At 48.6% G+C, this 13,911-nt stretch carries 12 protein-coding genes; 8 read left to right on the forward strand and 4 right to left on the reverse strand.

What is annotated here, in order from left to right; translation table 11 throughout:
- Positions 1–22: 22 nt before the first annotated feature.
- Positions 23–1,033 carry an asparaginase gene (gene ansA / locus C9I92_RS03125; RefSeq protein WP_047884014.1) on the forward strand — a complete coding sequence of 337 codons (1,011 nt, stop codon included), beginning with the start codon at positions 23–25 and terminating at the stop codon, positions 1,031–1,033.
- Between the two features lie 99 nt (positions 1,034–1,132).
- On the opposite strand, the gene dbpA is transcribed toward ansA, so the two are convergent.
- Positions 1,133–2,521, reverse strand: a complete 1,389-nt coding sequence (dbpA, locus tag C9I92_RS03130; protein ID WP_047884013.1) for an ATP-dependent RNA helicase DbpA — start codon at positions 2,519–2,521, stop codon at positions 1,133–1,135.
- 225 nt (positions 2,522–2,746) lie between these two features.
- Between dbpA and C9I92_RS03135 the strand changes: the two genes are divergently transcribed.
- Complete coding sequence (locus C9I92_RS03135; protein ID WP_047884012.1) at positions 2,747–3,424, forward strand: glutathione S-transferase family protein; 678 nt, start codon at positions 2,747–2,749, stop codon at positions 3,422–3,424.
- A 124-nt stretch (positions 3,425–3,548) separates the two neighbouring features.
- On the opposite strand, the gene C9I92_RS03140 is transcribed toward C9I92_RS03135, so the two are convergent.
- Entirely contained in the window at positions 3,549–3,842 is a 294-nt protein-coding gene (locus C9I92_RS03140; RefSeq protein WP_047884210.1) for a YeaC family protein, read from the reverse strand.
- A gap of 203 nt (positions 3,843–4,045) precedes the next feature.
- On the opposite strand from C9I92_RS03140, the gene C9I92_RS03145 reads away from it, so the two are divergent.
- The gene (locus C9I92_RS03145) at positions 4,046–4,891 is read left to right on the forward strand and encodes a DUF2989 domain-containing protein (protein WP_242551824.1); all 846 of its coding nucleotides are present in this window, start codon (positions 4,046–4,048) and stop codon (positions 4,889–4,891) included.
- A gap of 126 nt (positions 4,892–5,017) precedes the next feature.
- Here the strand turns inward: C9I92_RS03145 and msrB are convergent, their stop codons facing one another.
- The gene (gene msrB / locus C9I92_RS03150; protein ID WP_047884011.1) at positions 5,018–5,416 is read right to left on the reverse strand and encodes a peptide-methionine (R)-S-oxide reductase MsrB; all 399 of its coding nucleotides are present in this window, start codon (positions 5,414–5,416) and stop codon (positions 5,018–5,020) included.
- Between the two features lie 349 nt (positions 5,417–5,765).
- On the opposite strand from msrB, the gene gap reads away from it, so the two are divergent.
- Together gap and C9I92_RS03160 are read left to right on the forward strand one after the other, a co-directional pair.
- Entirely contained in the window at positions 5,766–6,761 is a 996-nt protein-coding gene (gene gap, locus C9I92_RS03155) for a type I glyceraldehyde-3-phosphate dehydrogenase (RefSeq protein WP_047884010.1), read from the forward strand.
- Positions 6,762–7,008: 247 nt separating this feature from the next.
- Positions 7,009–7,884: a D-hexose-6-phosphate mutarotase gene (locus tag C9I92_RS03160; RefSeq protein ID WP_047884009.1), complete on the forward strand. Its 876-nt coding sequence runs from the start codon at positions 7,009–7,011 to the stop codon at positions 7,882–7,884.
- 219 nt (positions 7,885–8,103) lie between these two features.
- On the opposite strand, the gene C9I92_RS03165 is transcribed toward C9I92_RS03160, so the two are convergent.
- A complete protein-coding gene (locus C9I92_RS03165; RefSeq protein ID WP_047884008.1) occupies positions 8,104–8,484 on the reverse strand; it encodes a VOC family protein in 381 nt (126 codons plus the stop codon).
- Between the two features lie 574 nt (positions 8,485–9,058).
- Here C9I92_RS03165 and C9I92_RS03170 point away from each other — a divergent pair.
- The 3 genes from C9I92_RS03170 to C9I92_RS03180 are packed head-to-tail and all read left to right on the forward strand — an operon-like array spanning position 9,059 to position 13,885.
- Positions 9,059–10,993 carry a PrkA family serine protein kinase gene (locus tag C9I92_RS03170; protein WP_047884007.1) on the forward strand — a complete coding sequence of 645 codons (1,935 nt, stop codon included), beginning with the start codon at positions 9,059–9,061 and terminating at the stop codon, positions 10,991–10,993.
- Positions 10,994–11,025: 32 nt separating this feature from the next.
- A complete protein-coding gene (locus tag C9I92_RS03175; RefSeq protein ID WP_047884006.1) occupies positions 11,026–12,297 on the forward strand; it encodes a YeaH/YhbH family protein in 1,272 nt (423 codons plus the stop codon).
- A 58-nt stretch (positions 12,298–12,355) separates the two neighbouring features.
- A complete protein-coding gene (locus C9I92_RS03180; RefSeq protein WP_047884005.1) occupies positions 12,356–13,885 on the forward strand; it encodes a SpoVR family protein in 1,530 nt (509 codons plus the stop codon).
- The last annotated feature ends 26 nt before the right edge of the window (positions 13,886–13,911 follow it).

Below are 13,911 nucleotides of genomic sequence, written 5' to 3' on the forward strand. Positions count from 1 at the left end.
ACCGAAAATTCTGTACCTGAATATGGAAAGGAAACACATTTACATTGCTTACACTGGCGGCACCATTGGTATGCAGAAGTCAGACCATGGTTATATTCCTGTTGCGGGTTTTATGGAACAGCAACTGGAAAGCATGCCAGAATTCCATCGTGCAGAAATGCCAAAATTCACTATTCATGAGTACGATCCGCTGATCGACTCATCGGATATGACGCCAGCGGATTGGCAGCGCATTGCTGATGATATTAAAGCGAACTACGACAAGTATGATGGGTTTGTCATTTTGCATGGTACGGACACCATGGCATATACCGCATCTGCTCTGTCATTTATGTTCGAAAACCTGAACAAACCGGTGATCGTTACCGGTTCGCAGATCCCGCTTGCTGAGCTACGCTCAGATGGCCAGAGCAACCTGCTCAATGCCCTGCATATTGCTGCGAATTACCCGGTAAACGAAGTCACCGTTTTCTTCAACAACAAACTGATTCGTGGTAACCGAAGCACGAAGGCGCACGCTGACGGGTTCAACGCATTCATTTCGCCGAACCTGCCACCACTGCTTGAAGCGGGTATTAACATCCAGCTGAATAACGTGGAAGTGAACAAACAGCCGGATGGAGCATTCAAGGTGCACAACATCACGCCGCAACCTATCGGTGTGATCACTATGTATCCGGGCATTTCTCCTGAAGTGATTCGCAACACCCTTCGCCAGCCGGTCAATGCAATGATCCTGCTGACGTTTGGCGTGGGCAATGCCCCGCAGAACCCTGAGTTGCTGGAGCAGCTGAAAGAAGCCAGCGACCGTGGCGTGATTGTCGTGAACCTGACCCAGTGTCTGTCCGGTAAGGTCAACATGGGTGGTTACGCCACTGGCTGTGCCCTGGCTGATGCTGGTGTGATCAGTGGCTACGATATGACACCGGAAGCCGCCCTGGCGAAACTGCACTACCTGCTGAGTCTGGATCTGCCGACAGAAACGATTCGCGAGAAAATGCAGCAAGACCTACGCGGCGAGCTGTCTCACTGATAGCTCACAGCGTGTCGCATCCCGTGCGATTGAGATAAAAAAAACAGCGAGGAAATACCCTCGCTGTTTTTTTATTGTTTTTGACCGTAGCAACCAGAATCAGTCACGAATCTGGCGAACTCGGAATGAACGCCCTTTCAGCTTACCGCGTTCCAGCTTTTTCAGCGCCGTGCGTGCCACATCACGCTGCACCGCTACGTACGCACAGAAGTCAAACACGTTGATCTTACCTACTTGGCTACCGGCAATCCCGCTCTCACCCGTCAATGCACCCAGAATATCCCCCGGACGCACTTTCTGCTTCTTACCACCGCCAATCTGCAGAGTCACCATACTTGGCTCCTGCGCAGGCAGATCAAGCAGATGAGAAGGCGGCAAAGCTTCCCCTTCAATGGTCTGCTCCAGGTATTCTTCCAACAGAAGGACCTTATAGTGCTCTTTGTCACTGAAGAACGAACAGGCCACCCCTTTGCCACCAGCACGACCTGTACGGCCAATACGGTGCACATGCACTTCCGTGTCACGAGCCAGTTGATAGTTCACAACCGCGTCCAGCGCATCAATATCCAAGCCGCGTGCGGCAACATCGGTCGCGACCAGTACCGAAGCACTTTTGTTGGCAAAACGCACCAGAGTCTGATCCCGCTCGCGCTGCTCCAGATCCCCGTGAAGGGCAATCGCACTAACGCCATGATAGTTCAGCTCATCAGCCACTTCCTGAGCTTCACGCTTGGTGTTACAGAACACCACGGTTGATTCCGGCTGATGATGCGCCAGCAGCAGACGCAACGCCGTCATACGCTCTTCATTGGTCTCAACTTTGAAGAAATGCTGGCGAATACTGCTGCTGTCATGCGTCGATGACACTTTCACCACCACCGGGTCCTGCATGATACGACCGGCAATAGATTTGATCTGCGTCGGATAGGTCGCACTGAACAGCAGAGTCTGACGATCTGAAGGGGCAGCATCAATGATCTCATCCAGTGCTTCCTGAAAGCCCATTTCAAGCATGCGATCGGCTTCGTCCAGAATCAGCAAATTCAGATCATCCAGGTTCAGGTAACCTTTGCGGACATGCTCTTCAACCCGCCCCGGCGTCCCCACCACGATGTGCGCACCATGTTCCAGTGAACCAATCTGAGGGCCGAACGGCATACCGCCACACAGGGTCAGTACCTTGATGTTATGAATAGCCCGCGCCAGACGGCGAATTTCGTTCGCCACCTGATCGGCCAGCTCGCGCGTTGGGCACAGAACCAGCGACTGCACGCGGAAGCGTTTCACATTCAGGTGTTCAAGGACCCCCAGACCGAATGCCGCTGTTTTACCGGAGCCGGTCTTACCCTGGGCAATGATATCTTTCCCCGCCAGAATATGGGGCAGGCTCTGGGCCTGAATTGGCGTCATTTGCTCATAACCCAGCGATGACAGGTTAGAAAGCAGATCAGGTTTCAGATCCAGGGTCGAAAAAGCAGTCTGGCTCACGGTCAGTATCCTATGTAGCGCCACATTATCATGCAGCAAAATTACCCTGCGTCCGATACGCAGGGACAAGGGCAGCGACACTACCAGCCTTTAGCCGAAAAATAAACCAATTCTCAGGGGATCACCCACCGGGAAATTTCCTTTCATCTCAGCAAAGCTGCGAACATTGTCAGGATTGCCAACTACACTTTCACTATTCGAAATCACAACAGGCATATACCCCTTATGATTTTGCACGGCTCTTCTATTTCACCATTTGTCAGGAAGATCATGCTGGCGCTGGCTTACAAAGGGATCAGCTATGAATTGCAGCCGCTCAATCCCTATGTTGAAAAAGAGCTGGCTCAGAAGCGCCACCCGTTAGGCAAGGTGCCGGTACTGGAACATGATGGCCATAACATTATCGATTCCACCGTGATCGCCCATTATCTCGATGATCTCTACCCTGTCCCGCCGCTATACCCGGGAACCGCTTCGTCCCGGGCTAAAATTCGCTGGTTGGAAGAATATGCTGATACCCGCCTGACCTCTCTGATTGGCGGCGTGCTGTTCTACCAGAAAATATTGCGCGGCAAAATGTTGAATAAAGAGGTTGATGATGACGCCGTGGAACAGTGTCTGGAGCACCATCTGCCATTGGCACTGGCTTATCTTGAAGAGCAGTTACCCGAAGAAGGGTTTGTCGGGGAGCATCTGTCGATGGCGGAAATCAGTCTGTGGAGCATTCTGCGCAGTGGCTGGATGGCCGGACTGAGGCTGTCAAACTACCCCAAAATTCAGGCCTACATGTCTGCCATTGAACAGGAGCCCTGGATAGCCAACCTGATCAGTGAAGAAGACCACGAGCTGTCAGGCTTTTACTGCAAGCCCGTGATCATCGGAACCATTGCGACAGACGCTTAACCAGGACAAATGCTCAACGAAAAAGATACTTCATCAAGAGCGTCTCAGTGGAATCGGAGCAACTTAACCGAGAAGTGCGTCTTGCGTGCGTCTATTAAGGGTTCCGCTTATGTACAGTGACAGGTTACAGATCGTTGTGCTCGAAGCGAGCGATCTCCGAGCCGGTATTGTCTTCAATACCAAAGTCGCGCTTTAGCTCTGTCTTCGACTTAAACTTAATCTCTCCCCCCTTGGCGACCGTCATGTGCTCGGCATCCGCATTGTTACGCGACTGATAAAGCATCACAGCTTGCATCGCTGAATCACGTTGCTGCTCGGTCAGTGGTGTACCATCCGGCCACTTTCCGATTTCCACAGCAGTGGCAATGCGTTGGTAAACCTCTGGGGTCATAGCGTTTAGCAATCTTTCAAGTTCCATGGCGACTTCATTCCGGTGATCATTATGATTGTTCATTCGTCCGCTTTCGCTGCCAGAAACAGGATTACGACGATGTCAGTGTGATATACCAATTTCTTGCTGACTTCGACAAATCCCCGAGGCTATTTTGCTTATGGGATCACACTGCAGAAACGTATTTTACATCCGTTATTTCTCTGGTCGTTCAGGTAAACTTATAACCTATGTATCAGAAAGAAAAAATTGTTGCCATGACCACTCCCGTCTCCCTGATAAAACACTGCGCTGTGATCGCCAGCATTCTGCTGCTAGGCGGATGCTATGAGCGCCACAGAACCACAGACAGCCTCTGTGAAAGCTATCCGCAGATTTGTGCTGATACCAATATTGATGACGGGCAGTGCCGACTACAACGAACCACCCTGATCTGGCAGCGCTACGATGTGCTGAAAAACCCGACAGATGCCGAAAAATTTAAAGAGCTGAAATTTACTTACGATTATCAGAAATGCCTTGAGTATGCTGCCCGCATTGAGCCAACCGAGCTGAAAGAGCGAAAAACCATTCGTACCCAGGCATTACTGCATGCCTATGACTCCATTCGGCGCCTGAATGAAGAGCTGGCTCAGTCTGATGATCCTGAAATCCTCTATTTCCGCCTGAGTCAGGGCGACAAAACGGCAATGACCAAATTTTTAAAACTGGAAGGCTCAGAAGTTCTCGACTCACCCGATCTGCAATTTGCACTGGCAACCATCTACATCGCCAAAGATCAGGATAAAACGGTATCTTTCCTGTTGCGGGCTCTGGAGTTGTATCAGCCGAATCAGCCAATCAAACCGGAAATTATTCAAAGTCTGGCGACCTTGTCGCACCAGAAGGGAAATCAAGACGCCGCTTATTTATGGGCCCGGGTTGGCCACGAACTAGGGATGCAAACGGCCAATATTGAAAAGCTGGATGCCTTCTATCCGATGCCTGAGCAAGCTCGTCTTGCATTAGTACAAAAAGCCCAGTACGTCGCCAAGGCGCTGCGCGACGGAGTGTTTACGGCCCGTATGGCGTTTTAGACAACCGCTCCAAACACGATGCTCAGAGCCCTGTTCTTCTCATGACCCAGCAGCCCTTTCCCGACAAAAAACCGGATGGGCAACTGCCGCATCCGGTTTTTGGTATTTCATCGCAATAAACGCGAACTATTCTTCAGACTGACCAGCGAAAATCAGCGAGACCGAGTTCACGCAGTAACGCTCACCCGTTGTGTCTGGCGGCCCGTCCGGGAACACATGGCCCAAATGGCTGTCGCAATTGGCGCAGCGAATTTCAATCCGGTGCATGCCATGGCTGAAATCTTCCAAGTATCGAATCGCGTCTTTACTGACCGGCTCATCAAAGCTCGGCCAACCGCAGCCGGAGTCATACTTATTGTCAGAGTGAAACAGGGAAGCCTGGCAGCAAGTGCAGCTATACACGCCAGTTTCACGGTTGTGAAGCAGTTTGCCGGAGAAAGGCGGTTCTGTTCCTTGCTCACGACAAATATGATATTGCTCATCAGTGAGCCTTTCTCGCCAGTAAGCATTTGATTTATCTGACATTACTTTTCCTTATCTCGTTTCTTTACACCTTCCGTATGCATTTAGATTTGCCTATTTTCGCAAGAGTGGCACATACTTTTTGCTCGAAAGGATTTTACAACTTCATTGCTCATTTAAGCATAAATGCCCCTGCCTGCGTGCAGATATTAAAAGTTAATAACGGCAATGATGGATATTTATACAAGGTTTGTTCAAATTTGCAGCGTTGTAGAAGGAATGTAAAAAAAATCCGAACTTTTTTTTGACCTCACGCAATTTAAGTTCGTTTTTCACTTGCAGGGTCACGACAGATTCTGTAATTTTACTACCAGTTATCTTTCATTAGAAATTAAGTTGTGGAGCAACTGTAATGACTATCAAAGTAGGTATTAACGGTTTTGGCCGTATCGGTCGTTTCGTATTTCGTGCTGCTCAAGAGCGCGCTGACATCGAAGTAGTAGGTATCAACGACCTTATCGACGTTGAATACATGGCTTACATGCTGAAATACGACTCAACTCACGGCCGTTTCAACGGTACTGTTGAAGTAGAAGGCGGCAACCTGATCGTTAACGGCAAAACTGTACGTGTAACTGCAGAACGCAACCCAGCAGACCTGAAATGGGGCGAAATCGGTGTTGACGTTGTCGCTGAAGCAACTGGTCTGTTCCTGACTGACGAAACAGCTCGTAAACACATCGAAGCTGGTGCGAAGAAAGTTGTACTGACTGGTCCTTCAAAAGACAAGACTCCAATGTTCGTAATGGGCGTTAACCACGCTACTTACGCAGGTCAAGACATCGTTTCTAACGCTTCTTGTACTACTAACTGTCTGGCTCCAATCGCTAAAGTTCTTAACGATAACTTCGGCATCGAGTCTGGCCTGATGACTACTGTTCACGCAACAACTGCTACTCAGAAGACTGTTGACGGTCCTTCTGCGAAAGACTGGCGTGGTGGCCGTGGTGCGGCTCAGAACATCATCCCATCTTCAACTGGTGCAGCTAAAGCAGTAGGCGTTGTTCTTCCAGAACTGAACGGCAAACTGACTGGTATGGCTTTCCGTGTACCAACTGCTAACGTTTCTGTTGTTGACCTGACTGTTAACCTGGAAAAAGCAGCTTCTTACGAAGACATCAAAGCAGCTATGAAAGCCGCTTCTGAAGGCGAACTGGCTGGCGTACTGGGCTACACTGAAGACGCAGTAGTTTCTACTGACTTCAACGGCGACATTCGCACTTCAATCTTCGACGCTGCAGCTGGTATCGCTCTGACTGACAAATTCGTTAAAGTTGTATCTTGGTACGACAACGAAATCGGTTACTCAAACAAAGTTCTTGACCTGATCGCTCACATCTCTAAGTAATGTAAGCTTTCAGTGACTAAAAGGCGGCACTTCGGTGCCGCCTTTTTTGTATATTGTTCTCAGTAACAAATGAAATAGAATAATAAAATCAGACAATATTTCAAAACCGATCACAGTTTTAACAAATAAATTTTAATTTTTGCTGATATTTTTTAAATTAAAATAAGTGAGTAAATTACTGTGCTTTTCCTTCATAAAACCCTATAAAAGCTCAGTGATTTAGTTATTAACGTCAAAAGGATATCCAATGGAAAGACGAAATCTTACAACAGTTGCTGTTCTGTCTGATGCCGTGACCATTTGCGAATTCAACGGGATGAAAATTGTTCGGGTGCTTCATAATGAAGCTGAAGCCGGTATTTCATTACACGGCGGGCACCTGATTTGGTATCGTCCAGCAGATGAAGCAGACGTCATCTGGTTGAGTGAAAAGGCGGAGTTTGATCCAGCCAAAGCAATTCGCGGCGGTATCCCGGTATGCTGGCCTTGGTTTGGGAAAACAGCGACACCGTCCCATGGTTTTGCCCGTATCAGTGAATGGTCATTGCTGGAGCACCGCGAGAATGAAAACGGCGTTATTGTGGCTTTATCTTTGGAAGACAGTGACGATACCCGGGCTATCTGGCCTCACAAATTCCGTAATATCCTGACCTTTGAAATAGGACGCTCTCTCAAGGTATCGCTGACTTCAACCAATACCGATGATTCACCGTGGAACTACGCGGGTGCCCTGCACTCCTATTTCCAGATACAGGATATTCGTTGTACCCAGATAACGGGTATGGGCACTGACTTCCTCGACAGTACAAAAGGAAATGAAGCTGACAGCACGGCAGAGCCTTTAACATTTGAAGGCGAAGTGGATCGCGTCTATGTCCGACCTCAGGCGACCATTACCATTGATGATAATGCGGCACGCCAGTTGCTGATAACCAACCATGGGCACAATGCTGCAGTTATCTGGAATCCGTGGCAAGCACTGTCTGAGGCTATGGGTGATATGGCAGATAACAGCTACGAGACCATGGTATGCGTAGAATCCACCATTCACAGCGACCAGACGATTACACTTGCTCCGGGTGAGTCTCACACTCTGAGCACTGAGGTTCGTGTTTCCCGCTAGGTACTTACGACACCAATCACTGCTGATCTGTGCTAATGCTAAGTAATAGCAAATGCCAAGGCTGAGACATTCCGTCATTAAAGCGTTATCACTAGCTTCAGGGCTGTTCACCGGCAGCCCTGCTCTCTGGTTTGACAGCAGATCAATTTGGGTAAATTCCCATCACGTCCAGTCAAGCATATCGAGTGCGTTCAAGCCCACCTCTTATTTATTCAACCGTCAGGCTAACATCTGGGTCGTGGCTTCAATCAACACCCACCCGTTACCGTCAGGATCTGCAAAAGTCGCAAACCGGCCGCCGATAATGGTGACAATTTCTGACAAAGGCACTCCCCTGCTTGAGAGTTCATGATGCGTTGCATGAATATCATCCGTCTGAACCACCAATCCTTGCACTGAGCCCGGCGTCATTCCCCCAAAAGGCATAACAAGACTGATTGTGGTTTCTGCACCTTTTGGCGCCAGCTGAATCCAGCGTCGATGGTTATCTGCCAGGTGGTCACGAATCAGCTCAAAACCCAGTGCATCGCGATAAAACGCCAAAGCCAGACTTTGGTCAGACACCGGGATAGAAACCGTATCAACACGTGAAATTCCCATGAATCTACTTCCCCCAATACGTCGCATTTTCCTTAGCATATGCCAGAGGTTTTGATTTGGCTCACAAATTAATACCTCGTCGCAATCCTTCAACATTTCCACTACCCCACAATCGGGAGTGAGCCTCAGGACATTGACCGGGTTTACTGTGTAATGAGCCCGAAAAAGTGTGCACTTTTTCAAAAAACACATCATGGGCTGATACCTTGCGATAAAACGCCATTCATCAATAATGAAATCCTTTTCATTCAGCGAATAACGCCACTCTTAACAAGAAAACCAGTTCAATCAGCTAATTATTATTTCAACCGCTAATATCACATTTTTCCAACATTATCGTGAACATTTTTTAAACACTCCCCCTTGCAGAACGCAATTTATAGGAGGATAGTAGAAATATGGACAAGAAATAATCAGCTCGTCAGGTAGAAGGTAAAAAGGAAATTTAGTTTATAAACCAACAACTCAGTGAAGCAATTTAATCAGTTAGGTCTAGTCTTATGTTAAGAGGGATGTGAAAGTAATTTGTTTTCGTCCTTTCTAATTGATTGAAGAACGATTCAGGGGGCATACCATGAGTATTTTTGACCACTATCGTCAACGCTATGAAGAAGCCAAGGATGAAGAGCTTTCATTGCAAGAATTCCTTGAGATTTGTCGCAACGACCGCAGTGCATATGTGAATGCAGCTGAGCGCTTGCTAATGGCAATCGGCGAACCGGAAATGATCGACACCGCTCACGACCCACGTCTGAGCCGACTGTTCTCTAACCGCGTGATCTCCCGCTACAAAACGTTCGAAGATTTCTACGGTATGGAAGATGCGATCGAACAAATCGTGTCATACCTTAAACACGCCGCTCAAGGCCTGGAAGAACGTAAGCAAATTCTCTACTTACTGGGTCCGGTCGGGGGTGGTAAATCCTCGCTGGCTGAAAAACTGAAAAGCCTGATGCAGAAAGTACCGGTTTACGTACTGACTGCAAATGGTGAACGCAGCCCGGTTAATGACCATCCTTTCTGTTTATTCGATAAAAATGAAGATGGCGAAATTCTGAGCAAAGAATTCGGCATCCCTGAGCGCTATCTGAATACCATCATGTCTCCTTGGGCCGCGAAACGCCTGCATGAGTTTGGTGGAGATATCACTAAATTCAAAGTGGTGAAGGTTCGCCCTTCGATTCTTGACCAGGTCGGTATTGCGAAAACCGAACCCGGCGATGAAAACAACCAGGATATCTCTTCACTGGTTGGTAAAGTCGACATCCGTAAACTGGAGCACTTCTCGCAGGATGACCCGGATGCCTACAGCTACTCCGGTGCACTGTGTAAAGCTAACCAGGGGCTGATGGAATTCGTTGAGATGTTCAAGGCACCACTGAAGGTACTGCACCCATTGCTGACCGCCACTCAGGAAGGCAACTATAACGGTACTGAAGGTCTGTCTGCGCTGCCTTTCGACGGCATCATTCTGGCTCACTCCAACGAATCAGAATGGCAGACGTTCCGAAACAACAAGAACAACGAAGCCTTCCTTGACCGGGTATTTATTGTCAAAGTACCGTACTGCCTGCGTGTCTCTGAAGAAATTAAGATCTACGAAAAACTGTTAATGAACAGTGAACTGGCTGCTGCGCCTTGTTCACCAAGTACGTTGGACATTCTGGCTCGCTTCTCTGTCCTGTCACGCCTGAAAGAGCCTGAAAACTCCAGTATCTTTTCCAAAATGCGCGTCTATGACGGTGAAACCCTAAAAGACACTGACCCGAAAGCCAAGTCTTATCAGGAATATCGAGACTATGCCGGGGTTGATGAAGGGATGTCAGGTCTGTCGACCCGTTTCGCCTTCAAGATTCTATCGCGGGTGTTTAACTTTGATCACTCCGAAGTAGCCGCAAACCCGGTACACCTGTTCTACGTCCTGGAGCAACAGATTGAACGCGAACAGTTCCAGCAAGAAATTGCTGAAAAATACCTTGAGAACCTGAAAGGCTATCTGATTCCTAAATACGTCGAGTTCATCGGCAAAGAAATTCAGACCGCTTATCTGGAGTCTTACTCTGAGTACGGCCAGAACATCTTTGACCGCTACGTCAGTTACGCGGACTTCTGGATTCAGGATCAGGAATACCGTGATCCGGAAACCGGTCAGTTGTTTGACCGTGCAGCGCTGAACAATGAGCTGGAAAAAATCGAGAAACCAGCCGGTATCAGCAATCCGAAAGATTTCCGTAATGAAATCGTTAATTTCGTGCTGCGTGCCCGAGCCAATAACGCTGGTAAGAACCCGAACTGGACCAGTTACGAGAAGCTTCGGACCGTTATCGAGAAGAAAATGTTCTCGAACACCGAAGAATTGCTGCCGGTTATTTCATTCAATGCCAAGACCTCCACAGATGAGCAGAAGAAACACGACGATTTCGTTGCCCGTATGATGGAGAAAGGCTATACCCGCAAACAGGTCCGTCTGTTATCAGAATGGTATCTGCGTGTGCGTAAGTCGTCTTAAGCAGAGAATGGGATCATTTAAGGGGGGAGCTTATGGCGCATTTTATAGACCGCAGGCTCAACGGTAAAAACAAAAGCACGGTAAACCGTCAGCGTTTCTTACGCCGCCACAAACAGCAAATTAAAGAGTCAATTGCTGATGCGGTAAATAAACGCTCCATTACCGATGTGGAAAGCGGGGAAGATATCACAATTCCTTCCCGCGATATCCGCGAGCCAAGCTTTCACCAAGGCCGAGGTGGACAACGTGAAGTTGTCCACCCGGGTAACGACCAGTTCAGCACCGGTGACCGCATTGAACGCCCCCAAGGTGGGGGTGGTCAAGGTGGCGCTGGTGACGGACAGGCCAGCCCAGATGGTGAGGGCCAGGACGAGTTCGTATTCCAAATCTCCAAAGATGAATACCTCGATCTGCTCTTTGAGGATTTAGAGTTACCGAACCTGGAGAAAAACCAGCTTAACAAAATTGTGGAGTGGAAAACCTTCCGCTCCGGCTATAAGTCATCCGGGGTACCGGCCAATATTGCCATTGTAAAATCGTTGCAGAACTCGCTGGCACGACGCACTGCAATGACCGCAGCCAAGCGCCGCCAATTGCGCGAATTGGAACAGGCGCTGGACCTGCTGATGACGACGGAACCGGCTCAGCCATTCGAAGAAGAGCGAATTCGGGCTGAGATAGAAGAACTGCGAGCAAGGATCAACAAAGTACCGTTTATTGATACGTTTGATTTACGCTACAAAAACTATGAGCGCCGTCCGCAACCCACCAGCCAGGCTGTCATGTTCTGTCTGATGGACGTATCGGGCTCAATGGATCAGGCAACCAAAGATATGGCGAAGCGATTCTATATTCTGCTGTATCTGTTCCTGAACCGGACCTACAAAAATGTGGATGTAGTGTTCATCCGTCACCATACTCAGGCGAAAGAGGTCGACGAACACGAATTTTTCTACTCACAGGAAACCGGGGGAACCATCGTCTCCAGTGCCCTGCGCCTGATGGATGAAATCATTAAAAAACGGTATTCACCTAACGAATGGAATATTTACGCTGCTCAAGCCTCCGATGGCGATAACTGGGCTGATGATTCACCGGGCTGCCGTGAGTTACTGGGTAAACATATTCTGCCGGTAACCCGCTACTATGCCTACATTGAAATTACGCGCCGGGCACACCAGACACTGTGGCGAGAATACGAAGCACTGCAATCAGGCCACAGCAATTTTGCTATGCAAAACATAAGGAGTGTGGAGGATATCTTCCCGGTATTCAGGGAGTTGTTTAAAAAGCAAGTCAGTTAATATGACGTAACAGCGCTGCCTCACCGCAGCGCTGAACGCTGCGTCTGGGGAGTGTGCGATGGAGACAACCGCTAAAGCAAAAACACTCAGTGACGGTCCGGACTGGACATTCGATCTGCTAGAGAATTACCACCGGGAAATTAAGCGCGTTGCCGAATTCTACCGGCTTGACACTTATCCCAATCAGATCGAGATCATCACTGCTGAACAGATGATGGATGCCTACTCGAGTATCGGCATGCCTATCAACTATCATCACTGGTCATTCGGTAAGCGATTTATCGAGACTGAGCGAGGGTACAAACACGGCCAAATGGGTCTGGCTTATGAAATAGTCATTAACTCTGATCCGTGTATCGCGTATTTGATGGAAGAAAATACCATCACTATGCAGGCACTGGTAATGGCGCATGCCTGTTATGGCCACAACTCTTTCTTTAAGGGGAATTACCTATTCAAAACCTGGACCGACGCCAGTTCAATCATCGACTATCTGCTGTTTGCCCGTAAGTACATTACAAATTGCGAAGAAAAGTACGGGGTGGATGAAGTTGAGCGGTTGCTCGATTCCTGCCATGCGCTGATGAATTACGGCGTGGATCGCTATAAGCGTCCACAAAAAATTTCCATGGTAGAGGAGAAAGCACGCCAGAAAGCGCGTGAGGATTATCTGCAAACTCAGGTTAACGCCTTATGGCGAACCATTCCGACGCATACCGAGAAAGAGTCACAAGCCATTGAGATTCGCTTCCCGCAGGAGCCTCAGGAAAATATCCTGTATTTCATTGAAAAACATGCCCCACTCCTGGAGCCCTGGCAACGTGAGGTGGTTCGGATCGTACGTAAGGTCAGCCAGTATTTTTACCCTCAGAAACAAACTCAGGTAATGAATGAAGGCTGGGCAACCTTCTGGCACTACACCATCCTGAATCACCTCTATGATGAAGGACTGGTTACCGACCGCTTTATTATTGAGTTTTTACACAGTCACACGAATGTGGTGGCACAACCGAGCTATAACAGCCCGTATTATAACGGTATCAACCCTTATGCGCTGGGATTTGCAATGTTCCAGGATCTTCGCCGGATCTGTGAAAACCCTACCGAGGAGGACAAATACTGGTTCCCGGACATTGCCGGTAAAAACTGGCTGGATACCCTGCACTTTGCCATGCAGAACTTCAAAGATGAAAGCTTTATCAGTCAGTTCCTGTCACCGAAGTTGATCCGTGACTTTAAGCTATTTGCTGTCAATGATGATGACCGGCATAACTATATTGAAGTCAGCGCGATTCATAACGAGGAAGGGTATCGGGCCATAAGAGAAAAACTCTCGTCCCAGTATAACCTGAGCAATCACGAGCCAAATATTCAGGTTTGGAATGTGGCATTAAAAGGCGACCGCTCGCTGACACTGCGTTATGTACCGCATAACCGAGTCCCGCTGGCGGACAGCCATCATGAAGTGCTGAAACACCTGCACCGCTTGTGGGGCTTCGATGTCATTCTGGAAGAAGAATTGCCGGATGGCCGTAGTCAGATTCTGGCAACCTGCCCTAACAGAGGTCAATACAGTACGGACATTTGAAGATTCTGCCTGCACCTGCAATAGCA

It is taken from the genome of Photobacterium ganghwense, from assembly GCF_003025595.1.
In the GTDB taxonomy this organism is placed as follows: Bacteria; Pseudomonadota; Gammaproteobacteria; order Enterobacterales; family Vibrionaceae; genus Photobacterium; species Photobacterium ganghwense.